The sequence below is a fragment of the Spirillospora sp. NPDC049652 genome, from assembly GCF_040675125.1.
Taxonomy (GTDB): Bacteria; Actinomycetota; Actinomycetes; order Streptosporangiales; family Streptosporangiaceae; genus Spirillospora.
Map to the genome: position 1 here is coordinate 1 of NZ_JBFAOF010000024.1, position 24,379 is coordinate 24,379.

32 protein-coding genes and 1 pseudogene are annotated in these 24,379 nt (G+C 72.9%); 23 read left to right on the forward strand and 10 right to left on the reverse strand.

The genetic code is table 11. The features are described from left to right. From AB0J52_RS03505 to AB0J52_RS03525, 5 genes and pseudogenes are all read left to right on the forward strand, one after another. A pseudogene (locus AB0J52_RS03505) lies at positions 1-825 on the forward strand (phosphoheptose isomerase); the annotation flags it as partial. Between the two features lie 259 nt (positions 826-1,084). After that, positions 1,085-2,614: a glucose-6-phosphate dehydrogenase gene (gene zwf / locus AB0J52_RS03510; protein WP_500179971.1), complete on the forward strand. Its 1,530-nt coding sequence runs from the start codon at positions 1,085-1,087 to the stop codon at positions 2,612-2,614. Positions 2,615-2,617: 3 nt separating this feature from the next. Then, the gene (locus AB0J52_RS03515; RefSeq protein WP_500179972.1) at positions 2,618-3,658 is read left to right on the forward strand and encodes a glucose-6-phosphate dehydrogenase assembly protein OpcA; all 1,041 of its coding nucleotides are present in this window, start codon (positions 2,618-2,620) and stop codon (positions 3,656-3,658) included. Continuing rightward, positions 3,655-4,437, forward strand: a complete 783-nt coding sequence (gene pgl / locus AB0J52_RS03520; RefSeq protein WP_500179973.1) for a 6-phosphogluconolactonase — start codon at positions 3,655-3,657, stop codon at positions 4,435-4,437. Before AB0J52_RS03515 ends, pgl begins: the two co-directional genes overlap by 4 nt. A 131-nt stretch (positions 4,438-4,568) precedes the next feature. Beyond that, complete coding sequence (locus tag AB0J52_RS03525) at positions 4,569-5,750, forward strand: L,D-transpeptidase (RefSeq protein WP_500179974.1); 1,182 nt, start codon at positions 4,569-4,571, stop codon at positions 5,748-5,750. A gap of 95 nt (positions 5,751-5,845) precedes the next feature. Here AB0J52_RS03525 and AB0J52_RS03530 read toward each other — a convergent pair whose 3' ends face one another. Next, positions 5,846-6,235, reverse strand: a complete 390-nt coding sequence (locus tag AB0J52_RS03530; RefSeq protein WP_500179975.1) for a RidA family protein — start codon at positions 6,233-6,235, stop codon at positions 5,846-5,848. A 59-nt stretch (positions 6,236-6,294) separates the two neighbouring features. On the opposite strand from AB0J52_RS03530, the gene AB0J52_RS03535 reads away from it, so the two are divergent. Beyond that, positions 6,295-6,897 (forward strand): CGNR zinc finger domain-containing protein, encoded by a 603-nt coding sequence (locus AB0J52_RS03535; RefSeq protein WP_500179976.1) that lies wholly within the window; start codon positions 6,295-6,297, stop codon positions 6,895-6,897. A 59-nt stretch (positions 6,898-6,956) separates the two neighbouring features. On the opposite strand, the gene AB0J52_RS03540 is transcribed toward AB0J52_RS03535, so the two are convergent. After that, positions 6,957-7,613, reverse strand: coding sequence for an SDR family NAD(P)-dependent oxidoreductase (locus AB0J52_RS03540; protein WP_500179977.1), 657 nt, complete (start codon positions 7,611-7,613; stop codon positions 6,957-6,959). Positions 7,614-7,772: 159 nt separating this feature from the next. Between AB0J52_RS03540 and AB0J52_RS03545 the strand changes: the two genes are divergently transcribed. The 7 genes from AB0J52_RS03545 to AB0J52_RS03575 all read left to right on the forward strand — a co-directional run bounded on the left by AB0J52_RS03545 (position 7,773) and on the right by AB0J52_RS03575 (position 14,190). Further along, positions 7,773-8,990 (forward strand): sensor histidine kinase, encoded by a 1,218-nt coding sequence (locus AB0J52_RS03545; RefSeq protein WP_500179978.1) that lies wholly within the window; start codon positions 7,773-7,775, stop codon positions 8,988-8,990. A gap of 18 nt (positions 8,991-9,008) precedes the next feature. After that, positions 9,009-9,662 (forward strand): response regulator transcription factor, encoded by a 654-nt coding sequence (locus AB0J52_RS03550; protein WP_500180002.1) that lies wholly within the window; start codon positions 9,009-9,011, stop codon positions 9,660-9,662. A 115-nt stretch (positions 9,663-9,777) separates the two neighbouring features. After that, positions 9,778-10,557 carry an ABC transporter ATP-binding protein gene (locus AB0J52_RS03555; RefSeq protein ID WP_500179979.1) on the forward strand — a complete coding sequence of 260 codons (780 nt, stop codon included), beginning with the start codon at positions 9,778-9,780 and terminating at the stop codon, positions 10,555-10,557. A gap of 161 nt (positions 10,558-10,718) precedes the next feature. Further along, positions 10,719-11,489, forward strand: a complete 771-nt coding sequence (locus AB0J52_RS03560) for an ABC transporter permease (RefSeq protein ID WP_500179980.1) — start codon at positions 10,719-10,721, stop codon at positions 11,487-11,489. Between the two features lie 99 nt (positions 11,490-11,588). After that, positions 11,589-12,803, forward strand: a complete 1,215-nt coding sequence (locus tag AB0J52_RS03565) for a sensor histidine kinase (RefSeq protein ID WP_500179981.1) — start codon at positions 11,589-11,591, stop codon at positions 12,801-12,803. Continuing rightward, positions 12,776-13,492, forward strand: coding sequence for a response regulator transcription factor (locus AB0J52_RS03570; RefSeq protein WP_500179982.1), 717 nt, complete (start codon positions 12,776-12,778; stop codon positions 13,490-13,492). Before AB0J52_RS03565 ends, AB0J52_RS03570 begins: the two co-directional genes overlap by 28 nt. 80 nt (positions 13,493-13,572) lie before the next feature. Further along, complete coding sequence (locus AB0J52_RS03575; RefSeq protein ID WP_500179983.1) at positions 13,573-14,190, forward strand: hypothetical protein; 618 nt, start codon at positions 13,573-13,575, stop codon at positions 14,188-14,190. A 27-nt stretch (positions 14,191-14,217) separates the two neighbouring features. Here AB0J52_RS03575 and AB0J52_RS03580 read toward each other — a convergent pair whose 3' ends face one another. Together AB0J52_RS03580 and AB0J52_RS03585 are read right to left on the reverse strand one after the other, a co-directional pair. Beyond that, positions 14,218-14,736 (reverse strand): pyridoxamine 5'-phosphate oxidase family protein, encoded by a 519-nt coding sequence (locus AB0J52_RS03580; RefSeq protein ID WP_500179984.1) that lies wholly within the window; start codon positions 14,734-14,736, stop codon positions 14,218-14,220. A gap of 67 nt (positions 14,737-14,803) precedes the next feature. Next, complete coding sequence (locus AB0J52_RS03585; RefSeq protein WP_500179985.1) at positions 14,804-15,193, reverse strand: winged helix-turn-helix transcriptional regulator; 390 nt, start codon at positions 15,191-15,193, stop codon at positions 14,804-14,806. Between the two features lie 90 nt (positions 15,194-15,283). Here AB0J52_RS03585 and AB0J52_RS03590 point away from each other — a divergent pair, with 90 nt between their 5' ends. The 6 genes from AB0J52_RS03590 (at position 15,284) to AB0J52_RS03615 (ending at position 18,578) form a co-directional block, all read left to right on the forward strand. After that, positions 15,284-15,922, forward strand: a complete 639-nt coding sequence (locus AB0J52_RS03590) for an NADPH-dependent F420 reductase (RefSeq protein WP_500179986.1) — start codon at positions 15,284-15,286, stop codon at positions 15,920-15,922. Between the two features lie 48 nt (positions 15,923-15,970). After that, complete coding sequence (locus tag AB0J52_RS03595; protein ID WP_500179987.1) at positions 15,971-16,546, forward strand: hypothetical protein; 576 nt, start codon at positions 15,971-15,973, stop codon at positions 16,544-16,546. A gap of 72 nt (positions 16,547-16,618) precedes the next feature. After that, a complete protein-coding gene (locus AB0J52_RS03600; protein ID WP_500179988.1) occupies positions 16,619-17,206 on the forward strand; it encodes a TetR/AcrR family transcriptional regulator in 588 nt (195 codons plus the stop codon). Between the two features lie 68 nt (positions 17,207-17,274). Beyond that, the gene (locus AB0J52_RS03605) at positions 17,275-17,682 is read left to right on the forward strand and encodes a tautomerase family protein (RefSeq protein ID WP_500179989.1); all 408 of its coding nucleotides are present in this window, start codon (positions 17,275-17,277) and stop codon (positions 17,680-17,682) included. 83 nt (positions 17,683-17,765) lie between these two features. Next, positions 17,766-18,305, forward strand: a complete 540-nt coding sequence (locus AB0J52_RS03610) for a P-loop nucleotide/nucleoside kinase family protein (RefSeq protein WP_500179990.1) — start codon at positions 17,766-17,768, stop codon at positions 18,303-18,305. A 9-nt stretch (positions 18,306-18,314) separates the two neighbouring features. Next, complete coding sequence (locus AB0J52_RS03615) at positions 18,315-18,578, forward strand: hypothetical protein (RefSeq protein ID WP_500179991.1); 264 nt, start codon at positions 18,315-18,317, stop codon at positions 18,576-18,578. Positions 18,579-18,610: 32 nt separating this feature from the next. On the opposite strand, the gene AB0J52_RS03620 is transcribed toward AB0J52_RS03615, so the two are convergent. From AB0J52_RS03620 to AB0J52_RS03630, 3 genes are read right to left on the reverse strand one after another with little or no spacing between them, the layout of a single operon-like run. Continuing rightward, entirely contained in the window at positions 18,611-19,069 is a 459-nt protein-coding gene (locus AB0J52_RS03620) for a nuclear transport factor 2 family protein (protein ID WP_500179992.1), read from the reverse strand. A 9-nt stretch (positions 19,070-19,078) separates the two neighbouring features. Next, positions 19,079-19,291, reverse strand: coding sequence for a DUF397 domain-containing protein (locus AB0J52_RS03625; RefSeq protein WP_500179993.1), 213 nt, complete (start codon positions 19,289-19,291; stop codon positions 19,079-19,081). After that, entirely contained in the window at positions 19,288-20,151 is an 864-nt protein-coding gene (locus AB0J52_RS03630) for a helix-turn-helix domain-containing protein (RefSeq protein WP_500179994.1), read from the reverse strand. The genes AB0J52_RS03625 and AB0J52_RS03630 overlap by 4 nt, the downstream gene beginning before the upstream one ends. Positions 20,152-20,331: 180 nt before the next feature. Between AB0J52_RS03630 and AB0J52_RS03635 the strand changes: the two genes are divergently transcribed. After that, entirely contained in the window at positions 20,332-20,592 is a 261-nt protein-coding gene (locus AB0J52_RS03635; RefSeq protein ID WP_500179995.1) for a hypothetical protein, read from the forward strand. After that, positions 20,589-21,008, forward strand: a complete 420-nt coding sequence (locus AB0J52_RS03640) for an ATP-binding protein (protein ID WP_500179996.1) — start codon at positions 20,589-20,591, stop codon at positions 21,006-21,008. Before AB0J52_RS03635 ends, AB0J52_RS03640 begins: the two co-directional genes overlap by 4 nt. A 10-nt stretch (positions 21,009-21,018) precedes the next feature. Here AB0J52_RS03640 and AB0J52_RS03645 read toward each other — a convergent pair whose 3' ends face one another. Continuing rightward, on the reverse strand, positions 21,019-21,891 hold the full coding sequence (locus AB0J52_RS03645) for an alpha/beta fold hydrolase (RefSeq protein WP_500179997.1): 873 nt from the start codon (positions 21,889-21,891) through the stop codon (positions 21,019-21,021). Positions 21,892-21,999: 108 nt separating this feature from the next. Next, positions 22,000-22,503, reverse strand: coding sequence for a carboxymuconolactone decarboxylase family protein (locus AB0J52_RS03650; RefSeq protein WP_500179998.1), 504 nt, complete (start codon positions 22,501-22,503; stop codon positions 22,000-22,002). A 142-nt stretch (positions 22,504-22,645) separates the two neighbouring features. On the opposite strand from AB0J52_RS03650, the gene AB0J52_RS03655 reads away from it, so the two are divergent. Further along, complete coding sequence (locus AB0J52_RS03655) at positions 22,646-23,518, forward strand: sigma-70 family RNA polymerase sigma factor (RefSeq protein WP_500179999.1); 873 nt, start codon at positions 22,646-22,648, stop codon at positions 23,516-23,518. Positions 23,519-23,621: 103 nt separating this feature from the next. Then, positions 23,622-23,948: a hypothetical protein gene (locus tag AB0J52_RS03660; protein ID WP_500180000.1), complete on the forward strand. Its 327-nt coding sequence runs from the start codon at positions 23,622-23,624 to the stop codon at positions 23,946-23,948. Between the two features lie 11 nt (positions 23,949-23,959). On the opposite strand, the gene AB0J52_RS03665 is transcribed toward AB0J52_RS03660, so the two are convergent. Continuing rightward, positions 23,960-24,379 (reverse strand): class I SAM-dependent methyltransferase (locus AB0J52_RS03665; RefSeq protein ID WP_500180001.1); only part of this gene is annotated, 420 nt, incomplete at its 5' end.

Here is a 24,379-nt window from a genome sequence, read left to right on the forward strand (position 1 = left end):
CCGCCCGGCAGCCCGGCGGCGCTGACCGACGCGCACGGCATCGCGCTGAACCCCAGGCAGGGGACGCACGGCGACGCCGAGACCTCGGTGTGGGCGCCGCTCGGCGCGCAGTTCCTGCTGTGGGAGTACGCGACGGCGGTCGCGGGGTGGCTGCTCGGCGTCAACCCGTTCGAGCCCGGCGGGACCGTCGCCCAGGACGCCGAGGACGACGCGGCCTCGCTGCTGGCCGCGGCGGCGGGCGGGCCGCTGCCGGCCGGCCGTCCGGCGTTCGCCGACGGCGACGTGGAGATCCACACCGACCTGCCCGTCCCGCAGCTGGCCGACGGCCTGTCGGCGGCGCTCGTGGCGCTGCTGGCGCAGGTGCCGCCGGAGGGCTACCTGTCGGTGGTGACGTACCTGTCCGGGGAGCTCTCCGGCCGTTACCTGGCGCCGACGCTGGCCCGGCACACGGGCCGCCCGGTGGTTTACGGCGCGGGCCCGGGGTATCTGCACGCGACCGGGTCGGTGCACAAGCGCGGGCCCGGCGGCGGGGCGTTCCTGCTCGTGACGGGCGACCCGCCGGAGGGCGACCCGGTCGCCGACATGCCGGTGCCGGGCCGTCCGTACGGGCTGGCGACGCTGCAGCTCGCCCGCGCGCTCGCCGAGGAGCGGGCGCTGCGCGCGCTGGGCCTGCCGGTCGTCCGCGTCCACCTGCGGGACGCGGTCGAGGGTGCGGGACGCCTCACCGAGGCGGTCCGCGCGCTGGGCGGGGCCACGACCTCGACGGCGGCCCCGACCTCGACCTCGGCCGAGGACGCCGGCACGAGAGCACGGGCCACGGGGTGACGGACCGGGCTCTGACAGTCGCCTGGGGTTGCCGTTACCCCGCCGAGGGGAATGATCTTCGCGAGATGGGCGTATACCTGGGGGTGACCGGCGTCTCCGCGCCGGTCCGGGACCGGCGCCGCGCGTCCGGCCCGGCACGCCGCCCGCGACGCCCTCGCCCGCGCGGACGGCGCGCGCCGTGCGCGGCGCGGCGAGGGAGCACAGGAAACAAGTGGGCAGGAACGGTCCACGGCATAGTGCGAGAAGAGGGGACCGCCACGTGACGGACACAGCACCCAATCCGCTCCGGGATCCGCGGGACAAGCGGCTGCCACGTGTGGCCGGGCCGTGCGTGCTGGTGTTGTTCGGGGTCACCGGGGACCTGTCGCGCAAGAAGCTGCTTCCGGCCATCTACGACCTGGCCAACCGGGGGCTGCTGCCGCCCGGGTTCTCGCTGGTGGGCTTCGCCCGCCGCGACTGGGACCACCAGGACTTCCGGCAGATCGCCTACGAGGCGGTCAAGGAGCACGCGCGCACCCCGTTCCGCGAGGACGTCTGGAACCACCTGTCGGAGGGCATGCACTTCGTCCCCGGCGAGTTCAACGACCCCGGCGCGTTCGACGCCCTGGCCATGGCGGTCAAGGAGCTGGACACCAGCCGCGGCACCGGCGGCAACTACGCCTTCTACCTGTCGATCCCGCCGAAGTTCTTCTCGACCGTCACCGAGCAGCTGCAGCGCAGCGGCCTCGCCGAGCGGTCGGAGAACTCCTGGCGGCGGGTCGTCATCGAGAAGCCGTTCGGGCACGACCTGAAGTCGGCCCAGGAGCTCAACGACATCGTGCACCGCGTCTTCCCCGAGGAGTCGATCTTCCGGATCGACCACTACCTCGGCAAGGAGACCGTGCAGAACATCCTGGCGCTGCGGTTCGCCAACACGATGTTCGAGCCGATCTGGAACCGGTCCTACGTGGACCACGTGCAGATCACGATGGCCGAGGACATCGGCATCGGCGGACGCGCCGGGTACTACGACGGCATCGGCGCCGCCCGCGACGTCATCCAGAACCACCTGCTCCAGCTGCTCGCGCTGACCGCGATGGAGGAGCCGACCTCGTTCAGCTCCGCGGCCGTGCGATCCGAGAAGGCCAAGATCCTGTCGCAGGTGCGGCTGCCGGACGACCTGTCCCTGGCGACCGCGCGCGGCCAGTACGCCGCGGGCTGGCAGGGCGGCGTGAAGGTGATGGGCTACCTGGAGGAGGAGGGCATCCCCCAGTCGTCCACCACCGAGACCTACGCGGCGGTCAAGCTGGAGATCGACAGCCGCCGCTGGGCGGGCGTGCCGTTCTACCTGCGCACCGGCAAGCGGCTGTCGCGCCGCGTCACCGAGGTCGCGCTGATCTTCCAGCAGGCCCCGCACCAGCCGTTCTCCCAGACCGACACCGAGGAGCTGGGGCAGAACGCCCTGGTCATGCGGGTGCAGCCGGACGAGGGGATCACCGTCCGGTTCGGCTCGAAGGTGCCGGGCACCTCGATGGAGATCCGCGACGTGAACATGGACTTCGCCTACGGCGAGTCGTTCACCGAGTCGTCCCCCGAGGCGTACGAGCGGCTGATCCTGGACGTGCTGATCGGCGACCCGCCGCTGTTCCCGCGGCAGGAGGAGGTCGAGCTGTCCTGGCGGATCCTCGACCCGGTCGAGGAGCACTGGGCGGCGCACAAGAAGGTCGAGCAGTACAAGTCGGGCGGCTACGGTCCCGACGGCGCGGACGAGATGATGGCGCGCGACGGCCGTGTCTGGAGGCGGCTCTAACCCATGAACATTGACCTCACCGACACCACCACCCGCCGGATCCAGGAGTCGCTGACCCAGGCCCGGCACCTGATGGGCGGCCCGGCCGTCGGCATGGTGCTGACCCTGATCATCGTCACCGACGAGTCGGCCCAGTACGACGCGGTCCGGGCGGCGACCGAGGCCGCCCGCGAGCACCCCTGCCGGGTGCTGACGGTGATCTCGCGGGACGCGCGCGGCAGCTCGTCCCGGCTGGACGCCGAGATCCGGATGGGCGAGACCGGTCCGGGCGAGACGGTCCTGCTGCGCATGTACGGCCCGCTCGCCGAGCACGCCGACTCGGTCGTCGTGCCGCTGCTGATGCCGGACACGCCCGTGGTCACCTGGTGGCCGGGCGGCCGGGTCCCGAAGGTCCCGGCGGGCGACCCGCTGGGCGCGCTCGCCGCGCGCCGGGTGACCGACTCCTACGCGGCCCGCGACCGGCTCGGCACGCTCGCCCGGCTCGCCGAGGTGTACCGGCCCGGCGACACCGACTTCGGCTGGACCCGCATCACCAACTGGCGCTCGCTGCTGGCGGCCGCGCTCGACCAGGACCACGAGGAGATCACCGTGGGCGAGGTGTCGGCGGAGCCGGACAGCCCGTCCGCGGAGCTGCTGGCGGCCTGGCTGGAGGTGCGGCTCGGCATCCGGGTCGTCCGGACGGCCTCCGAGGGGCCGGGCATCACGGGCGTCCGGCTGACGACCAAGGAGGGCGACATCGAGGTGTCGCGCCACGACGGGCGGGTCGCGACGCTGTCGCGTCCGGGGCAGCCGGACCGGCAGGTCGCGCTGCACCGCCGTCCGATGGCCGACCTGCTGGCCGAGGAGCTGCGCCGGCTCGACCCGGACGAGGTGTACCAGGACGCGGTGACGCGGTTCGCCAAGGACCTGACGGCCGCGACCACGCCGCAGGAGGCCGGCGCGCCCGGCGCGTCCGGCGCGGCGGGTAAGAAGGCCGGCGGCGAGGACAAGGACGGCGCGGCGAAGAAGGCGGCGCCGGCCAAGCGTTCGGGGTCGGGCAAGTGAGCACCCCCGCCGTCCTGGTCCACCGCGACCAGGAGCTGCTGGCGAAGGCCGCGGCCGCCCGGCTGGTCACCCGGATCGTGGACGCGCAGGCCGCGCGCGGCACCGCCTCGGTGGTGCTGACCGGCGGCGGCGTCGGCACGGCCGTCCTGTCCGCGCTGAACGCCACGCCCGCGCGGGACGCGATCGACTGGCGCAAGCTGGACATCTGGTGGGGCGACGAGCGCTTCCTGCCGACCGGTGACCCCGAGCGCAACGAGACCGGCGCGCGCGAGGCGCTGCTGGACCACGTGGACCTCGACCCGGCGCGGGTGCACCCGATGCCCGCGACCAACGGCCCCGACGGCGCCGACCCCGAGGCCGCCGCCGCCCGGTACGCCGAGGAGCTGCGCCGCGCGGCGCGTCCGGAGGACCACGGGCCCGTCCCGTCGTTCGACGTTCTGATGCTCGGTGTCGGTCCGGACGCGCACGTCGCGTCGCTGTTCCCCGGCATGCCCGCGCTGTACGACGAGCGTCCGGTGGTGGGCGTGCGCGGCGCGCCGAAGCCGCCGCCGACGCGCATCTCGCTGACCCTGCCGTCCCTGCGGGCGGCGCGGGACGTGTGGGTGCTCGCGGCGGGCGGGTCGAAGTCCAAGGCCGTCCGGTTGGGGCTGTCGCCCGAGGCCGGGCCGGTGCAGGTGCCGGTGGCGGGCGCGCGCGGTCGGCGTTCCACGCTGTTCCTGCTCGACCGCGCCGCCGCGGCGGAGCTGCCCCCGGGAATCGAGCGCATCGCGTCCCCGTGATCTGACCTGCGTGAACGTGTGAGAGCCGCGCCGATGGCGCGGCTCTCACACGTTTATCCACAGAATCCCGCCCGCCCTTCTGGGTAGGACGCCCGTGCTTACCCTGAAGGGGACGACGGGGAGGTAAACGCGTGGGCAAGACTGTGAAAGGCGTGGCGCTGGCTGCCGCGTTGACGCTGGTGGTGGCGGGGTGCTCGTCCGGGGGCGGCGGGAAGTCCGGCGAGGGCGGCAAGAAGGACGACGCTCCCCCACTGACGATCACTCCCGCCAACGGCGCGCAACAGGTCGCGCCCGACCAGCCCGTGGTGGTGAAGGCCGCGAAGGGCAGGGTGACCGACGTCGCCGTGGCCGACGCCAAGGGCCGCAAGGCCGAGGGCAGGCTGTCGCCGGACGGTAAGAGCTGGCAGACGTCCTGGGGGCTGACGCCGGGTGCGACCTACACCGTGACCGCGCACGGCGACGGCGGGAAGAAGGGCGCGGTGACCTCCACGTTCACCACGCTCGCCGCCCAGCGCAAGCTGGAGAGCGGGCTCGCGCCGCTGAACGGCGAGCCCGTCGGTGTCGGCATCCCCATCCAGCTGATGCTGAGCCGCGACGTCGCGACGAAGACGGGGAAGCAGGCCGTCGAGCGCTCTTTGGAGCTGCGGACGTCCACTCCGGTCACGGGCGCGTGGTATTGGATCAGCGACCGGGAGGTCGACTTCCGGCCGAAGGAGTACTGGCCGTCCGGCACGAAGGTGAAGCTGGTCGCGCACCTGTCCGGGGTGAAGGCGGGCACCGGCCTCTACGGCGTGAAGGACCGCACGCTCGCCTTCACCATCGGCGCGAAGCACTACACCCGCATCAGCGCGGAGGACCACGAGGCGAAGGTCTACAACGGCGGGAAGCTGGTCCGCACGCTGCCGGTCAGCCTGGGCCGTCCGGGCGACGACAGCTACACCGGCGTCATGATCGCGCAGGAGAAGGACGCCCACATCATCATGGACTCCGCGACCACCGGCGACCCCGGCGCGTACCGGATCCCGACGGACTGGAACGTCCGCATGACCTACAGCGGCACGTTCGTCCACGCCGCGCCGTGGTCCACGGGGGCCCAGGGCAACTCCAACGTCAGCCACGGCTGCGTGAACGCCGCGCCCTCGGACGCCAAGTGGTTCTTCGACTTCACCAACCGCGGCGACATCATCGAGGTCACCGGCACGTCCCGCAAGCTCCGGTTCGGCAACGGCCCCACCCCGTGGGCGAAGTCCTGGGAGGACTGGCTGCAGGGCAGCGCCCTCGGCCAACCCGTGACCACCGCTCCCCTCACCTGACCTTCCGTCGGAGCCGGCGGCGCACTGCCCGCCCCCGGGGACGCGGCACTGCCCGTCCCCGGGGGGCGGCCCCGGGCGGAGCGATCGGCAGGCGGTCAGAGGGCGGCGACGGCGTCGATCTCGACGAGGCAGCCGGGATTGAGGCCGGCGACGACGTGGACGGTGATCGCGGGCGGCGGGTTCTTCGGGTCCCACATCTCCTGGAAGGCGGCGTAGCCGTCGTTGAAGGAGTGGCCCTCCACGACGGCGATGCGCCAGTGGACGATGTCCGCGAGCGTCGCTCCCTCGCTCTCCAGGATGGTCGCCAGGTTGCGCAGCGCCTGGGCGGCCTGCTCCGCGACCGTGGGGCCGACGACCTTCCCGTCCGGGCCGACCCCGTTCTGCCCGCCGACGTAGATCGTCTTGGCCGGTCGCTCGACCACGACGGCCTGGCTGAACGCGGGGCTGCGATGCAAGCCCTCGGGGTTGACGTGTCGAACGCTCATCGAATGCCCTCCTGAAACCGGTATAAGCGGTGTCGCTCGACACCAGTTATACTGGTTTCATGCGAGCGCGCACAACCGGACGGGTTCTCCACGACCCCAAGGGCGGGTCGTTCCGGTTCGACGCCGGGGCCGTCTGCCTCGACTTCGTCTACACCGGCGGCGAGGGCAGGTACGCGGTCTTCGAGACCCTCCACGACCCCGCCGACCTGGCCGAATGGCTGGCGGCACCCCCACTGTCGGCCGTCCTGACGGCTCCGGTGACGGCCGCGGAACTGCGCGCCGCCAAGACCCTGCGGCAGGCCCTCTGGGTCGTGGCGCACGCCCGGGCCGACGGCCTGCCGCCACCCGCCGACCAGGTCGCGGTCATCAACAGCGCCGCGTCCGCCCCTCCCCTGGCCCCCGAACTCCGGGACGAGGGGGCCACAGTCGGCTGGGCGGCCCCGGTGACCGCGACGCAGGCGCTGTCGACGCTGGCGCGGGAGATGATCGACCTGCTGACCGGGCCGCTCGCCGACCGCTTCCGCGAATGCGCGAGCGACAACTGCCCCCTGGTGTTCGTCGACTCGTCCCGCCCGGGCGCCCGCCGCTGGTGCTCGATGGAACGCTGCGGCAACCGCCACAAACTCCGCACCCACCGCGCCCGCCACTCCGAGGACGCCTAAACCATCGTCGACGTCCAAGGAAGCCCGGGGCGACGTCGGAGTCCGGGAGGCGGGAGGAGCTAGTCGCGGCCGGGGTGGAGGATTTCTTGTTGCCAGGTCGGGCGGGGCTGGGTGTGGAGGGTCCAGTAGTGCTCGGCGATGTCGTCGGGGTCGAAGTCGGTGCCGGGGGCGACCGGGCCGGCGATCGTGACGGTCGCCGCGTGCACGCCGGACGCGCCGTACTGCTGGTCGATGAGGGTGACCAGGGTCCGGACGCCCGCCTTGCCCAGCGAGAGGCTGACGTACTCCGGCTTCGGCTCGGGCATGCCGCCGGTGATGATGAACGTGCCGCCGCCGCGTTCGGCCATGGCCGGGGCGAGGTGGGCGGCGGCGTTCGCGGCGCCGACCACGTTGACCGCCCAGGCGTCCAGGTGGTCGCGCACCGACAGTTCGCCGAGGACGTCCGGGCGGATGAGCGCCGCGTTGTAGACGACGGCGTCCGGGACGCCGTGCTCGGCGACGGCCTTGTCGAGCGCGGCCTCCAGGCTGGACTTGTCGGCGGCGTCGGCGGTGAAGGTGGCGACCGGGACTCCCGTGGGCGCGAGCGCCTCGGCCGCGGCCTGGAGGGTCTCGCGGTTGCGGGCGAGCAGGGCGACCGGCAGGCCCTCCGCGGCGAACCTGCGTGCCACGGCCTGCCCGACCCCCGGCCCCGCACCGATGATCACCACTCCGGGCATCGACGCCCCCCCTCTCGTCCTTGATCGTTCCAGCGGGGATCGTAAAGGCTGACATTAGTGTGAGGGTCAAGCGCCGGGCGGTGGGGATAGACCAAAGTCGATGGGCGGACGACCGATGGCGGGCTCGCGGGGCGCGGGCTCCTCGGTAGCGTCGGTGCGGTGAGAGGCGGACGGTCGGCCCGGGAATGGGCCGGCGACATCGGCGTCACGGCGCTGGCGGCGCTGCTGGGGTTCGTCACGGTCGGGCTGTCCCAGATCGACCAGCCGAGGCAGAACAGCGTCCACGCGGAGGTCCGGGAGCTGGTCCTGGGCGTGTTGTGCTGCCTGGCGATGCTGTTGTTCCGGCGGCGGTTCCCGGTGGCGCTGGCGGTCGGGCTGACCCTCGCGCAGTTGGCGGGGGCCGCGGCCTACGGGGTGACGGCGGTCGCGCTGTTCAGCGTCGCGGCGCTGCGGCCGTGGCGGGTGGCGGTGCCGATAGCGCTGGCGCAGACGGCGGTCGTCTGCGGGCTGATGGTGCTGGTCGCCACCTCCCGGCAGGGGCTGGTGGAGGGGGCGGTCGTCTTCACGCTGACCCACGCCGTCCTGGTCACGGCCGGGATGCTGGTCAGGTCGCGGCGGCTGCTGGTCGAGTCGCTGCGCGAACGCGCCCGGCAGGCCGAGGAGGGGCAGCGGCTGCGCGTCGAGGAGGCGCGGCTGCTGGAGCGCGAGCGGCTCGCGCGCGAGATGCACGACGTGCTGGCGCACCGGATCTCGCTGCTCGCCGTCCACGCCGGGGCCCTGGAGTTCGGCCCGGACGCGCCGCAAGCGCAGCGCGACGCCGCGGGGATCATCCGGCGCGGCGCCTACGAGGCGATGGAGGACCTGCGCGAGGTCATCGGCGTCCTGCGCGCCGTCCCGGAGACGTCGGACCGCGCCCCGGAGCGGCCTCAGCCGACGCTGGCCGACCTTTCGTCCCTGGTCACCGAGGCCCGCGACGCCGGGGACCGGGTGGAGTTGGACGTGCGGACCCTCCGCGGGAGAGCCGACTCCGGCGTTCCGGGCGGGGAGGTGCCCGCGCGGATCGGGCGGCACGCGTATCGGATCGTCCAGGAGGGCCTGACCAACGCGCGCAAGCACGCGCCGGGGGCCCGGGTGCGTGTCGCGCTGCGCGTGGAGGACGGCGAGCTGGTCGTCCGCATCGAGAATCCGCTTCCGCCGGGGACCGCGCACGACGCGTCCCCGGAGAGCGGACGGGCGGTCTCGGGCCTGCCGGGGGCGGGGGCCGGGCTGCTGGGGCTGGACGAGCGGGTGGCGCTGGTCGGCGGGACGCTGGCGCACGGGCGGACGCCGCAGGAGACGTTCCTGCTGGTGGCCCGGCTACCGCTCGGCGACTCCTAGAGTGGGGACGTGGCTGAGGTGATCCGGGTGCTCATCGTGGACGACGACCCGCTCGTCCGCGCGGGGTTGGCGATGATGCTGGCGGGGGCGGACGACCTGGAGATCGTCGCGGACGTCGCGGACGGCTCCGAGGTCGTCCCGGCCGTGAACGAGCACCGCCCGGACGTGGTGCTGATGGACATCCGGATGCCGCGCGTGGACGGCCTGGCCGCGACCCAGCTGCTGCGGTCCCGCCGCGAGCCGCCCGAGATCATCATCCTGACCACCTTCGACACCGACGACCACATCCTGCGGGCGATGCGCGCGGGGGCGAGCGGCTTCCTGCTCAAGCACACCCCGCCGCCGGAGATCATCCGGGCGATCCGGCAGGTCGCGGCCGGGGAGCCGATGCTGTCCCCGCCGGTGCTGCGCAAGATGATGGGGTACGTCGCCGAGGCCGGGGTCGACCCGCGCCGGGAGCGGGCGCGCGCGCTGCTCGACCGGCTGAGCGAGGGCGAGCTGGCCGTCGCGACCCGCGTCGGGCGCGGCCTCACCAACAGCGAAATCGGCCGCGAGCTGTCGCTGAGCGTGGCGACGGTGAAGGCGTACGTGTCCCGGCTGCTGGCGAAGCTGGAGCTCAACAACCGCGTCCAGATCGCGCTGCTCGTCCACGACGCCGCGCTCGACGCCTGACGTTCGGCGCGCGCGGCCCCGTCCGACCGACGGCCGCCCGGGTATAGACCTCCGTCGATCACTCCCCGACCTTCGGACGTTTCGGGCATCACGCTCGGAACGCGAGGCTGGAGGCATGATCGAAGTCGAGCGACTGACCAAGCGCTACGGCCCGGCCACGGCGGTGCGGGACGTGAGTTTCGTGTGCCGCCCGGGCACCGTGACGGGGTTCCTCGGGCCGAACGGCGCCGGCAAGTCCACCACGATGCGCATGATCTGCGGGCTGACGCCCGCCTCGTCCGGGACGGCGACCGTGCTCGGGGTGCCGTTCGCGTCGCTGCCCAACCCCGGGCGGCACGTCGGGGTGCTGCTGGACGCGTCCGCCCAGCACGCGGGCCGCACCGGCCGCGAGACGCTCGCGCTGACCGCGCGCCTGCTCGGCGTCCCAGGCGGGCGCGCGGACGAGATGCTGGAGACGGTCGGCCTCGCGGGCCGGGCCGCGACCCGCCGCGTCGGCGACTACTCGCTCGGCATGCGGCAGCGGCTCGGGATCGCGCAGGCGCTGGTCGGGGACCCGTCCGTGCTGATCCTCGACGAGCCCGCCAACGGCCTGGACCCCGAGGGCATCTACTGGATGCGCTCGCTGCTGCGCGGCTTCGCCGACCGGGGCGGCACCGTGCTGCTGTCCTCGCACCTGCTGCACGAGGTGGAGGCGGTCGCCGACACGCTCGTGGTGATCGCTGGCGGCCGGGTCGCGGCGAGCGGGACCAAGTCCGAGCTGCTCACGCCGTCCGGCCGGACGCTCGTCCGCGCGCTGGACCCGGCGGCCCTCACCACGGCGCTGGCCGGGGCGGGCCTGCCGGTCGTCCGCCGCGAGGCGGCCGCCGACGGGACGGGCGAGGCGCTCGTGGTGTAGGCCCCGGCCGAGGCCGTCGGACGGGCGGCCGCCGCGTCCGGGGTCGTGCTGGTGGAGCTGCGCCAGGCCGGCGGGGGCGGCCTGGAGGAGCTCTTCCTCACCCTCACCGGCGGGCAGGCCCGTCCGGCGGCGCAGTCACCCGTTCCGCAGGAGGCAGTCCGATGACCGTGCTGGATCTGGCCCAGGCCCCGGCGCGTCCGCCGCTGACGCGGCTCACGCTGGTCGAGCTGCGCAAGATGACCGACACCCGCGCGGGCCGCTGGCTGCTGGCGATCATCGCGCTGGTCGCGGTCGCCGCGGTCGTGGTGTTCATGGCGTTCCGGCCCGGGGACGAGCAGTCGGCGGGCCAGCTGTTCGCACTGTCCCAGGTCGGCGTGGGCCTGCTGCTGCCGGTCGTCGGCATCCTCGCGGTGACGGGCGAGTGGTCGCAGCGGACGGCGCTGACGACGTTCACGCTCGTCCCGCAGCGGCTGCGGGTCCTGGCGGCCAAGGCGCTCGCGGCGGTCGTGCTCGCGACCGGGTTCGTGCTGCTCGGCCTGCTGCTCGGCTTCCTCGGCCGCGCCGTCGGCGGCGCGTTCGGCCTGTCGTCGGGCGACTGGGGCATCCCGGTGCGCGCGATCGGGTCGATGCTGCTCGTGGAGGTCGCGACGGTGCTGATCGGCGTCGCGTTCGGGGCCGCGCTGATGAACTCGCCGGTCGCGATCGTGCTCTACTTCGTCCTGCCGACGGCGTGGACGACGGTCGGCACGATGGTGAAGGCGCTGCGCGACGCGTCCGCGTGGCTCGACACGAACCGCGCGTTCGAGCCGCTGAGCGGCGAGACCCCGGCCACCGGCACCGAGTGGGCGAGGGCGGGGACGGCCGTCGCGCTCTGGATGCTGCTGCCCCTGGCGATCGGCGCGTACCGGCTGGTCAAGCGCGAAGTGAAGTAGCGGGCTGAGGCCGTCTTCCGCAGGGAGGGCGGCCTTCGCGCGCCCAGTCCCCCACGCGTTCTCTAGCAAGGTCGGAAGGCTCGTGGGATCGTGCTCGGGATGGACGGGCGGATCGCAGCATTACGCACCAACTTGGGACGTCTCACGCAGCGCAGACTTCTCGCCACCCCCTGGGTCCTCGACGCCGCCGTCTGCGCGGTCGCCGCACTCGGCGACGCGTACCGGATCGGCACGGGGACGGCGGGGACCGGCGGCAGGGCCGCCGACGGATGGGCGTTCGGTCTCGGGGTCGCGATGGCCGCCTGCCTGGCGGGGCGCCAGCGGTGGCCCGCGCTCGTCCTCGCGCTCGTGGGGGCGCAGTGGCTGGTCTACCACCTGCTCGACTACCCGGGCGGCGCTCCGGCCGTCGCGGTGTGGGTGGCGCTGTACTCGGTGGCGGCCGCGCCCCGGCGGCGTATGGGGCTCGTCCTGGCCGCCGGCCTCATCGTGGCCGATCTCGAAGGGCGGGCGCGTCACACCGGCGTGGGGCTGTTCGACTCCGTCCTGGACGGGACGACCGTGCTGTTCGCGACGATGCTGCTGCTCGGGGACGCCGTCCGCAGCAGGCGCGCGAGGCGGCTGGAGTTCGAGGGGCGGATCGCGGCGCTGGCGCGGCGGCGCGAGGACGAGACCGCGCGGCGGGTCGCCGAGGAGCGGATCCGGATCGCGCGTGAGCTGCACGACGTGTCGGCGCACACGATCACGGTCATCGGGGTGCAGTCGAGCGTCGCGGCGGAGTTCCTGGACGACGATCCCGCGCGCGCCCGCGAGGCGCTGCGGGCGGTGCGGCTGGCGACCAGCGAGGCTCTCGGGGAGCTGCGGGCGACCGTCCGGGTGCTGCGCGAGGACGGGGACGCGGAGGGGACCGTTCCCGCGCCGGGCCTCGGCGACCTGGACCGGCTCGCCCGCACCTACGGCGACACCGGGCCGCGCATCACGGTCCGGACGGAGGGCGAGGCCCGCGCGGTCCCGCGCGTCGTCGGCCTCACGGCCTACCGGATCGTGCAGGAGGCACTGGCCAACGCCGTGCGCCACGGTGATCCGGAGACGGTCGAGGTGGCCGTCCGGTACCGTGACGGCGGCCTTGATCTTGAGATCCGGGACGACGGCCACGGCGTCTCGGACACCGTCCCCGCGCAGGGCGGCGGCGGTTTCGGGCTGCGGGGCATGGCCGAGCGCGCGGCCGGGCTGGGCGGCCGGGTCGACGCCGGACCGGTGGCCGGCGAGGGCGGGTTCCGGGTGCGCGCATGGCTGCCCTGGAAGGGGACGACATGACGCGGGACATTCCGATCCGGGTGCTTCTGGCCGATGACCAGACGCTGGTGCGCGCCGGGTTCCGGGCGCTGCTCGAACGCGCCGAGGACATCGAGGTCGTCGGCGAGGCGGCGGACGGCGACGAGGCGGTCGCGCTCGCCCGGGAGCACCGCCCGGACGTCGTCCTCATGGACGTCCGCATGCCCGGCACGGACGGCCTGGACGCCACGCGGACGCTCCTCGCGGACGAGCGGCTCGCCGCCACCCGCGTCGTGGTGCTGACGACGTTCGACGACGACGAGTACGTGTTCGGGGCGCTGCACGCGGGCGCGAGCGGCTTCCTGCTCAAGGACATCGCCCCGGACGAGCTGCGGCGGGCCGTCCGGACGGTGGTGGCGGGCGACGCGCTGCTCGCGCCGAGCGTGACCAGGCGGCTGATCTCGGCGTTCGTGGGCCGCTCGGGCCCGGCGGGCCGGGCACCGGTCGAACCGGGACGGCTGGCGGCGCTCACCGCCCGCGAGCGGCAGGTCGTGGCGCTGGTCGCGGAGGGCCTGACCAACCAGGACATCGCGGACCGGCTGGAGATGCGTCCCATGACCGCGAAGACGCACGTCAACCGGGCGATGCTGAAACTCGGGGCCCGCGACCGCGCGCACCTGGTCGTGATCGCCTACCAGTCGGGCCTGTCCGGGATACCGCGCCCGGAGTAGCGGCCGTGCGGCGAACGCCGTAGCGCGGAGCGTTCCGGGGGCTGACGGAATCCGCGCCGCGTTTTCCTACCGTCCAGGGCATGGATTCACACACCAGACTCATCGCCGGGAGCTGCCTGATCCTGGCCCCGGTCGTCCAGGCGGCGTCCTCGTTCTTCTGGCAGGGCCAGCGGCAGGGCATCACCACCGGCGCGTTCATCATGGTCGCGACGCTCCTCTGGATCGTCGGCCTGGCGCGCGTCTTCCACGACATCGAGGACCGCGTCCCCCGGTACGCGGCGGTCGCGTTCCCGCTCGCGGTGTACGGCTGCCTCGGCGGCGCGTCCTTCGGCCTGCAGGGCATGTACGAGGAGCTGTTCGGGGCCTCGCACGCCGAGACCGTCCGGCTCGTGGGCGAGCACCCGGTCGCCGCGTTCCTCACCCTCTGGGTCGCGGGCGTGCTGTTCCCGACCAGCATGGCGGTGCTCGGCGCCGTGCTGACCCGCATCCGCCACCTGCCGCTGCCGACCGGCGTCCTGATGGTCGCCGGGGCCTTGGTCTTCCCGCTGAGCAGGATCCCCCGCGAGGTCGCCGTGGCGCACATCGCCGACCTCGTCCTGATCCTCCCCTTCGCCCACCTCGGCATCCGAACGCTGACGGCCGGACGCACCAGCAAGACCCCCGCGCCCGGCCCGCCCCTCAGCACAGAACGCGGCTGACGCACAGCCGGGGCCGGGCTCGGGCGGTCAGGCGAAGTGCCAGCGGGTGGCGCCGTAGGGTTCGGCGATGGCGACGCCTACGGCCGCGCGGGCGGTGAAGCGGTAGAGGTGCCACGGGCCCGGCCCGGCGCTCTGCGCGCTGTAGGGCGCGGTGATCGCGTCGCCGGCGGGCTCGGCGGGCCAGCCCCCGGCGGCGTAGACGGCGGCGACCCGGGCGATCTCGGCCGCGTCGGTGGTCCGCTCGGCGGTCCCTTCGAGGACGAGGTCCACGCCGGGCAGGCGCGCGGAGAGCGTGCAGGCGGGGTTGGCCGCCAGGCGCTGCGACTTGCGGGTCCCGGGGCCGCTGGTGAAGTACAGGCGGCCCTCGGACTCGGCGACGCCGATGCCCGCCGAGTGCGGACGGCCGTCCGGGCCGACCGTCCCGAGGAACACGGGCGTCTCCGGCAGCGGCAGCCCGGCGGCGAGGCCCTCCGCCACCCGGCTCCAGGGCAGTTTCGCCTCGCCGTAGATGTTGAGGTCGGTGGCTTCGACGGGTTCGGCCAGCATGTCTCCTCCTTCGGAGTGGTACCGAGAGTGACCGCCGGGCGGGCGGAAACTCATCGGCCTGCGCCGGTCATCCTGCCTCGGCGGCCTCCTGAGCTGCGAGAAGTTCGTCGGCGTGTCCGCTCAGCCAGTCCCCCAGGGCCCTGAGCGGCCCTTCGAAGAGGCTTCGGCCGAGCGGGGTGAGGGCGTACTCGACGCGCGGCGGGGCCTCGGCGAAGGAGCGGCGGGTGACCAGCCCGTTGGCGAGCAGCCGGTGCAGGGCCTCCGTCAAAACCTTGTCGCTGACGCCGCCGAGGGCGTCCCTGACCGCGCGGCGGCGCAGCGGCTCGTCGCGCAGGGCGATGATGACGAGCGGGTCCCAGGTGTGGGCGAGCAGTTCGAGGCCCGTCCGCATGCGGCAGTCGACGATCAGCTCGCCGGCGTGGTCGCGCGGCTCGTCCCTGGTCAGGTCAGCGGTCACCCGCCCATGATCCCCGATCCGATGCGCACCGGATGGTGCGTTTCGCGATGCCTAGATTGGCCGCTCCGAACAGCGACGGAAGGCAGCGGAATGCGAATCGGCATCATCGGGACGGGGCACATGGCGAGGACGCTCGGTGCGCGCTGGGCGCGCGCGGGGCATGAGGTCGCGATCGCGGGCCGGTCGGCCGCGAAGGCGCGGGCACTGGCGGACGAGGTGGGCGCAGAGGCTGTCGTGCCGGAGGCCGTCGCCACCGGACGGGACGCCGTCCTGGTCGCCGTCGCCTGGGACGCGGCCGAGTCCATGGTGGCGCTGGCGGACGTCCCGTCCGGAACGGTGCTCATCGACGCGACGAACGCCGTCGAGCACGGCATCGGACGCCTGGTCATCGCGCCGGGCGAGTCGATGGCAGGGCGGATCGCGGACGCCGCGCCCGGCGCGCACGTGGTGAAGGCGTTCCACACGTTCCCGTTCACCCAGTGGGCGTCCGCCCCCGGCGACGCCTCCTCGGAGGACTCGGCGGAGGTGTCACGGGGGCCGGTCGTCGTGATGTGCGGCGACGACCCGGGCGCACTCAAAACCGCGGGTGAACTGGCCCGTGACCTGGGCGGAGTGCCGGTCGTCCTCGGCGGCCTCGACCGGGCGCGGCAGTTGGAGGAGGTGGCGGGCTTCGTGATCGGGATGGCCTTCGCCGGACACGACCCGTCCGCCGCCGTCCCGAAGATCTGAGCGCCGCCCGGCTACGGTTACCGCATGACGGGCCAAATACCTGATGCGGTGATTTACCAGGATCGCTCGTACGCGCTGGCGGGCGAGGCCGGCGAGGGCCTGTTCTCGCCGGCCGCCCTGGGGCTTCGGCCCGTCCCCCTGTCGACCGCGTGCTGGCGCGGCCACGTGTGCGAGTACACCGTGCTGGGCGGCGAACTCGTCCTCACGGGACTGGAGATGCGGGTCGGGGGCGAGCCGCCGACGGTGTTCGGCGTCGCCCCCGTCCACCGTGAGGGTGCTCGCGGCCCTCGCTACCAAGGCCTTCGGGAGCCGATGCGGTTCACCGGGCGGCTGGTGCTCGGCCGCGAGCTCCTCAGCGAGTGGTACGTCCACATGGGCTTCCAGAGCGCCTGGAAGTACGAGGAGGTCCGGGAGCTGGTGTTCGCCGACGGCCGCCTGACCGGCGCCCACGACCGGTCGGAGGACGCCGCGCGCCGCCGCCGCGCCGAAGCCGACGTGCACCGCCGCCGCAACGAGGAAGCCGCCGCCCAGGACCGCGCCCGCCCGGGACCACCGCCCCCCGCCCAGCAGGACGCGACACACGCGTGGATCGAAAAGAGCTTCAGCCGGGACATCGACCTGTAGCCCCCTGCGCCGTCACCCGTCCTCATGGACGCTCCCCTTGCTTCTGTACCTACTAGTATGTACGGTCATGGCATGGACACCAGGGAGCGGCTGATCGAGAGCGCTCGGGAACTGCTGTGGGAACGCGGATACGTGGGCACCTCGCCCAAGGCCGTCCAGCAGCGGTCCGGGGCCGGCCAGGGCAGCATGTACCACCACTTCCGCGGCAAGCCCGACCTCGCGCTGGCCGCGATCACGCGCACCTCCGACGACATGCGGGACCGCGCCGACGCCGAACTCTCCGCCCCGGGCAGCCCGGTCCAGCGCATCACCACCTACCTGCGCCGCGAACGCGAGGCTCTGCGCGGCTGCCCCGTCGGCCGCCTCACCCAGGACCCGGACGTCATGGCCGACCCCGCCCTCCGCGCCCCCGTCGAGACAACCTTCGCCTGGCTGCGGACCAGGCTCGCCGACGTCCTCACCGAAGCGCAGCGGGCGGGCGAACTCGACAACGACCTCGACCCCGCCGACACCGCCGCCGCGTTCGTCGCGGTTCTTCAAGGCGGCTACGTGCTCGCCCGCGCCGCCGGTGACGCGAGCGCGTACAGCCAGGCCGTGGACGGCGTGCTCGGGCTGCTGTCCGGACACGTCCGCGACGACGCGCCGCCCGTCCGCCGGTAGCCGCGCCCGGACGCCCGGACGCCCGGCCTGACCTGCTGAACCGAGACAGATTCCAAGGAGGAACCCGAATGCCTCTCGTCCGTATTGACGCGGTCCGCGCCGACCAGAAGCGACTCGAAGGACTCGGCCGCGCGGTCCACGACGCCCTGGTCCAGGCCATCGGCATCCCGGAGGACGACCTGTTCCAGGTGCTCAACGGCGGCAGCGGCGGCGACGCGCAGAGCGTCGTCCGCTACGACGACGGCTACCTCGGCGTCCGCCGGGACGACGAGTTCGTCGTCATCGGCATCACGATGCGCTCCGGCCGGACGGCCGACCAGAAGCAGGCCCTCTACCGGCGGATCGCCGAGCTGGCGCAGGAGTACACCGGCACCGAGCCGCGCAACGTCTTCGTCAGCATCACCGAGAACGAGTTCATCGACTGGTCGTTCGGCGAGGGCGTCGCCCAGTACGTGGAAACCGCCCGTCCCAACTGAGTTCGGCCGTCCGGCCGTTCCCCCGGCGGATGGTCCGGGAAATCGGATCGCCCGCCCGGGGCGCGGGCTGGCACGCTGCCCTCATGGCTAACGCGGAAGTCCTTCTCATCGGCGGACGCGCCGGAGTCGGCAAGACGACGGTCGGCTGGGAGGTGTCGGCGCTGCTCCGCGCGGCCTCCGTCCGTCACGCCGTCATCGACGGGGACTTTCTGGGGCAGGTGCATCCGGCCCCCGAGGGCGACGCCGACCGGTCAGCCATCACCGAGGCCAACCTGACCGCCGTCTGGGCCAACTTCGCCCGCCTCGGATACCGCCGCCTGGTCTACACGAACACCGCGAGCGTCCTCCCGGAGGCGACGGGCATGTTCGCGCGCGCCATGGGCGAGGACGTGCGGATCGTCCGGATCCTGCTCACCGCCTCCGACACCACCGCGCGCGAGCGGCTGACAGGCCGGGAGCTGGGCTCCGGGCTGGAGCATGAGCTGCGGAACAGCATCCGCAAAGCACGCATGCTGGACGAACGGGCCGCGGCGGACACCGTGCGCGTGCCCACTGACGGGCGTCGCGTTCCGGACATCTCCCGCGAAGTGATCGCCGCCACGGGCTGGGTCACTCCCCCGTAGACTCCGCGCATGCTGCTCAAGGACGCCACGCGCATGATCCTCAGCGAGTCCGCCGACCATCCCGAGCTCATGCGCCTCTCGCGACGCGCTCACGACGAGCTGGCCGACGGACGCCCCGTCCCGCACACGGCGCTGAGCGAGATTCTCAGAATGGCCGCCCGCAAGAACCTGTTCCCCGCGCTGCGGCAGAGGCATGGAGTGCCGGTGTTCGAGGACATGGTCATGACCCTCGGCCGCGAGATCGACCGCCAAGCCCCGGTCGTCCGCCGCTGAGGGACCCGCCCCTGGACGCGAGTCGTGAGGGTTCAGACCTCGCGGCTCGCCCGGGGGCCGTCCAGCGGCATGCCCAGGGCCTCGCTCGCCGCCAGGATGTTCACGTAGTCCCTGTAGTGGACGATACGTCCGTCGCGGACGGTCATCACGACGATGTTGGGCAGCGCGAAACCGCGACCGGTCGCGCTCGACGTCCCGACGGCGTACTGCTCGACCACGATGACGCCGGGGTCGGTGGTCTCGCGGATCACCACGTCGTCGTAGGACTCGTAGCGGAGCGGGCCGTCCTTCCAGGTGGCCTCCAGGAAGGCGCGGATCTCTCCGCGTCCGCGCATCCGGGACGGGATGCCGGGGCGGGAGAAGGGGAACTCGTGCAGGGCGTCCTCTGCGTACAGGTCGACCATGTCGTCCAGCGCCTTGTCGATCGACGCCCGCTGGTACCGCGCCAGAACCTCGCGCGGCCCGGCGGGGTTCGCGGTCGAGTCGGTCATGGGGCCTCCTCAGAGATCGAACGCGCCGTCCTTCACACGCCCCAGGAACGCGCCCCACGTCCCCGGCTCGAACGCCAGCACCGGCCCAGCCGGGTCCTTCGAATCCCGTGCGGCCACGAGACTCCCACCAGGACGCGAGCCGACCTCCACGCATTCCGTCCCTTGGATCGAAGAGTGGCTGCTGGTCCGCCACCGGTAGCCGGGAAAACGCTGCTCGCTCATACCTCGGAGCGTAGCCCTTCGATCATGTTGCGGGAATCGGGTTCGGACATGGCCACTTCGCGGATCCGGTCGAACGTTTCCCCGTAGATATGGAGCTCCGCCACTTCGTCGATGTACCAGCTGCGCGTGAGGCTGTGCACGGTCACGACCTGAAAATCCGGCTCCGGTCCGACGTCGAGAATGGTGAACGGTCCTTCCGCACCAGCGTGAAACCCTGCCGAGAAGGGAAGGACTCGCAGGTCGAATCCGGGCCTGCCGCTCTCGGCGAGCAGTCGCTCCAGCTGCGCGGTCCTCAACTCCGCGCCGCCGGACATCTGGTGGAGTGCTGCCTCACCGAGGATCACTTCCACGCGCACGGAACGTCCTGCCCGCACAAGGTCCCGCTGGCGGCCGAGTCGGAATTCGATCTCCGTCTCGACGCTCCGGCTGCTGGGCAATCCCTTGCCCGCAAGCGTGATGATCGCCCGCGCGTAGTCCTCGGTCTGAAAGAGGCCGTGGACATACGTCGGCGTGAAGATACGAAGGCGGCTGGCGTCGGACTCCAGCGAGGCGAAGTCCAGCACGCTCGGGTCGAGGCGCTGTTCGAACGTGTGCCACCAGCCGTACTGCCTCCCCTGCCGTGCCAGCGAGAGCAGGCGCTTTCGCACGGCCTCATCGGTCACGCCGTACTCGTCCAGGATGTACAGCAGATCTCGGGGGCGAATGGACTGGAGTCCGTTCTCGAACGCGCTCAGCGACGAGGCCGAACGGTCGATGAGTTGGGCCGCCTCCCCCTGGGTCAGACCGCGCGCCTCACGGAACTCGCGTAGCGCGTCGCCGATCTTCCGGCGACGGTAGGCCCTGCGCTCCTCGTATGCCATGGACGAATCCTGTCACGCAGAGTGCGGTCGCCAACTCCCTGCGTAAGGACTCTGCAATATCCGCTTCTGAAATTTCAGCCCCGCGACGCCACCGCGAACGGGAAGAACGCGATGCTTCGCAAAGTGTTGAAGTGATCACTCTCCGCCATGAACCTTGCGTTGACATGGAACGGAGGGTCGATGAGGACACCGAGTGAAGATCGCTTCCGGCTGCTCGTGCGGCTGGCGTGGGAACTGCGGGCGATACCCGCGTCCACGACGCTCGTCTTCCCCTATTACGCCGAGCCCGTGCTTTTCGTGCCGTGCCGGGACGGGCGCAGCGAGCCCGTACTCGCCGTCACCCGGGACGGGAGCTGGCGGCTGGTGTGGCGCGGGCGCATGCTCACCGAGAGCCACCTCGCCCAGGCCGCCCGCCGCATCGCGACGGAGGCCTCCGCGTGAACACACCGCTGACCGTCCTCGCGTCCCTGACGCTGCCGGGGCATCCGCGTTCGGTGCGGTACGCGCGCCAATTCGTCCGCGACACGCTCGTGCCCGCGCACGCCATCGACGGCGGCGACGTCCTGGAGGACGTCACGCTCGTCGTGGACGAGTTCGCCGGGAACGCCATCCGGCATACCGCATCCGGGCGGGGCGGCAAGGTGACGATCGCGCTGCTGCGCGGCCCCCACCTCATCCGCGTGGAGGTGACCGATGACGGCGCGGACGGCGGCCGTCCGCTGCTGCGTCCCTCACCCGAGGGCGAGTCCGGACGCGGCCTGCACATCGTCCAGGCGCTCACGTCGGACTGGGGGCACCGCGCGGACGGCCGGCGCACGACGGTGTGGGCGGACGTCCCCCTCACTTCGGACGGGTGAGAAAGCCGCCTCAGAGCTTGAGCCGGTCGAGGAAGGCCAGGAGCGCGGCCGCGACTTCCGCCGGGGCCTCCTCCGCCATGTGGTGGCCGGAGTCGATGGGGTGTCCGCGCAGGTCAGGAGCCCAGGAACGCCAGATCTCGCGCGGGTCTCCGTACAGCTCCTCCAGATCGTCCTTCTGTGACCACAGGACGAGCGTGGGGCACTGGACGCGCCGTCCCGCCGCGCGGTCGGCCTCGTCGTGACGCCGGTCGATGCCGAGTCCCGCGCGGTAGTCCTCCAGCATCCCGTGGACGGTCGCCGGGTCGTGCAGCGCGTTCTGCAAATCGGCCCACGCCTCCGGGGCCATGTGCTCGCTCGTGGCCTTGTACCAGGCGTCCGGGTCGGCGTTGATGATCCGCTCGGCGGGCTTGTCGGACTGCCCGAAGAAGAACCAGTGCCACCAGGCGGCGGCGAACCGGGCGTCGCAGCGCTCCAGGTGCTCGACGACGGGCAGCCCGTCCATCACGACCAGCGCGCTGACCTTGTCCGGGTGGTCCATCGCCGTCCGGAACGCCGCGAGGGCGCCCCGGTCGTGGCCGGCGACCGCGAACCGGTCATGGCCGAGCGCGTGCATGAGCGCGACGAAGTCGCGGGCCATCGCGCGTTTGGCGTAGGGCGCGTGCTCGGCGTCCGTCTCGGGCTTGGACGACTCCCCGTATCCCCGCAGGTCAGGACAGACTACGGTGTAGCGCTCGGCGAGGACGGGCGCGACCTCGTGCCAGGTGGCGTGCGTCCGGGGATGCCCGTGCAGCAGCAGCACGGCCGGGCCCGAGCCGCCGTGGCGGACGCGCAGTTTGGCCTCTCCGGTGTCGATGCGGTCGAGCGTGAACCCTTCGAAGATCATGGCCGTCCCCGTACCCGCGACGCGCCCGGGTACCCCGCCCGGAGGTCGGCGAGCGGACCGTCCGCGCGGCCTGGGGAGGCCGCGCGGACGGTCCGGTTCACCGGGTGGTCACTTCCGCCACTGCTCGGTGGGGGCGACGCCGGGGACCGGCTTGCCGATGAGGGCCAGCGGCATGAAGAAGCAGACCTGCCCGATCGCCATGATCAGCGTGGCGAGCGCCTGCTCCTCGTAGTGCCGGCGCGCCTCGGCGTACAGCTCGTCCGGGACCCGCTCCCCGGACGGGTTCGGGGTAAGGACGGCCTCCACCAGCGCCAGCGCGACACGCTCGGCGCCGGTGAACCAGGGAGCGTCCCGCCAGGACGCGACGGCGGTGATGCGCTCCTCGCTCTGTCCGGCCTTGCGGAGGTTGCCGCTGTGCAGGACCGACAGGTAGGTGCTGCCGACGATCTGCCCGGCGCGCAACTGCACCAGGCTGATGGTCGCCTGCGGGATCGCTCCGTTGCCGGTGGCCTTGAACAGGGCCGGGCCGATCTCCTTCAGCTCGGGCACGAGCTGGGACGGGTCGGACAGGCGTGACCGGAGCTCGTCGTGGGTGGGTGCGGAGGTGGTCATGAGGAAGATCCCTTTCGTCGTTCAACCGGATTCACCGCACTGACGGACGAGACGCGGCAAAGGTGACCGGAGCGGCCGTGTCACCTTCGCCCCGTCTCGTCCGTCAGTGCTGTGACGCAGGTTGAGGAAAGGGAACGCGCCCGTGACACCCCACGACTTTCTGGCCGACCGGTTCGAAGAGCACCGCCCGCATCTGAAGGCGGTCGCCTACCGCATGCTCGGCTCGCTCGCCGAGGCCGAGGACGCGGTGCAGGAGTCGTGGCTGCGCCTCGCCCGCTCGGACGCCGGCGCCATCGACAACCTCGGGGGCTGGCTGACCACCGTGGTCGGACGGGTCTGCCTGGACATGCTCCGGACCCGCAGGGTGCGCGGCGAGCAGCCGCTGGAGGAGCGCCTCCCGGACCCGGTGATCAGCCTCGACGACGGCGCCGACCCCGAGTACCAGGTGCTGCTGGCCGACTCGGTCGGGCTGGCATTGCAGGTGGTGGTGGAGGCCCTGCCCCCGGCGGAGCGGCTGGCGTTCGTCCTGCACGACATGTTCGGCCTGCCGTTCGAGCAGATAGCGCCGATCGTGGACCGCACGCCGGTGGCCGCCAAGAAGCTCGCCAGCCGCGCCCGCCGGCGCGTCCGCGGCGCGGCCCCGGCCCCGGACCCCGACCCGGCCGGTCAGCGGCAGGCCGTGGACGCCTTCCTGACCGCCGCGCGCGGCGGCGACTTCGACGCGCTGCTGGGTCTGCTCGACCCCGAGGTGGTCCTGCGCGCCGACGCCGGCCCGCACGCGGGCGGCATGAAGACCGTCCGCGGGGCGGCGGCCGTCGCCGCGCTGGCCCCCACCTTCCACCGCATGGCGACGGCCGCCGCCACCCGTCCCGCCCTGGTCAACGGGAACGCCGGGCTGGTCAACAGCATCGACGGCACGGCGGTCTCGGTCATGAGCTTCACCGTCGTCCACGGGCGGATCGCCGCGATCGACATCCTGTCCGACCCCGGCCGCCTGGCCCGCCTCGACCTGTGACGCTCTGACGCGCGGGGGCCGGGCGGCGCTGCCGGGGCCGGGCGGCGCGGCCGGATCGGGCCGGAGCGACCGGGCTGTGACCTGCGGCGCTCACGATCGCCGTATGAGATCCAAGGAATGGATGACGGCCGGGTGGGTCTTCATGGCCGCCACGGCCGGGCTGGCGTCCTTGTCAGCCCTGCTGGTGTTCACCTCGATCGAGCGGGACACCTACTTCGCGTTCACGGGCCGGGACGCCTTCTTCCCTCCGGTCAGGATTCACGTGTCCAGCTTCGTGGGCGGAGTGGTGGCGGCGGTGCTGGCGGGGGCGACCTTCTTCCTCGGCCTGGCGTCCTTCTTCTGGAGCGCGTCCCTCGCCCGGCAGGCCGTCCTGGAGGAGATCCTGCGCAGGCTGCCCGAACCGGCCCAACCGGCCCCGGCCGAGGACTGAGGTCGGACACCTCAGGAAGGCCCGGGCGTGAGGGCGAGGGTCGTCCAGCTGACGCCGGGGCGGCCCAGCAGATCGTTCCACGTGCCGCGGTGGACGGCGCGGAGCCCGGTTTCGGCCGCCTGCGCGAGCGTCTCGTCCGCCGGGACGTCGAACATGTGCCGTCCGGGCGGGGTCGGGCCGTGGCGGAGGGTCAGCACGACGAGACCCTCGGGCGCGGTGAGCTCGGCGAGGCGGCGCATGGCGCGGGGACGTTCGGACGGGTCCAGGTGCATCCAGACGGCGATGAGCGTGACCAGGTCGAACGTCCCATGGACGGCGCTCAGGTCGGGCAGGGTGTCGTCCAGCCACTCGATCCCCGCGCCGGGGTGCAGGCGGCGGCCGTGCGCGCGCAGCTCGGGGGTCGGCTCGACCGCCGTCACCGTGTGGCCGCG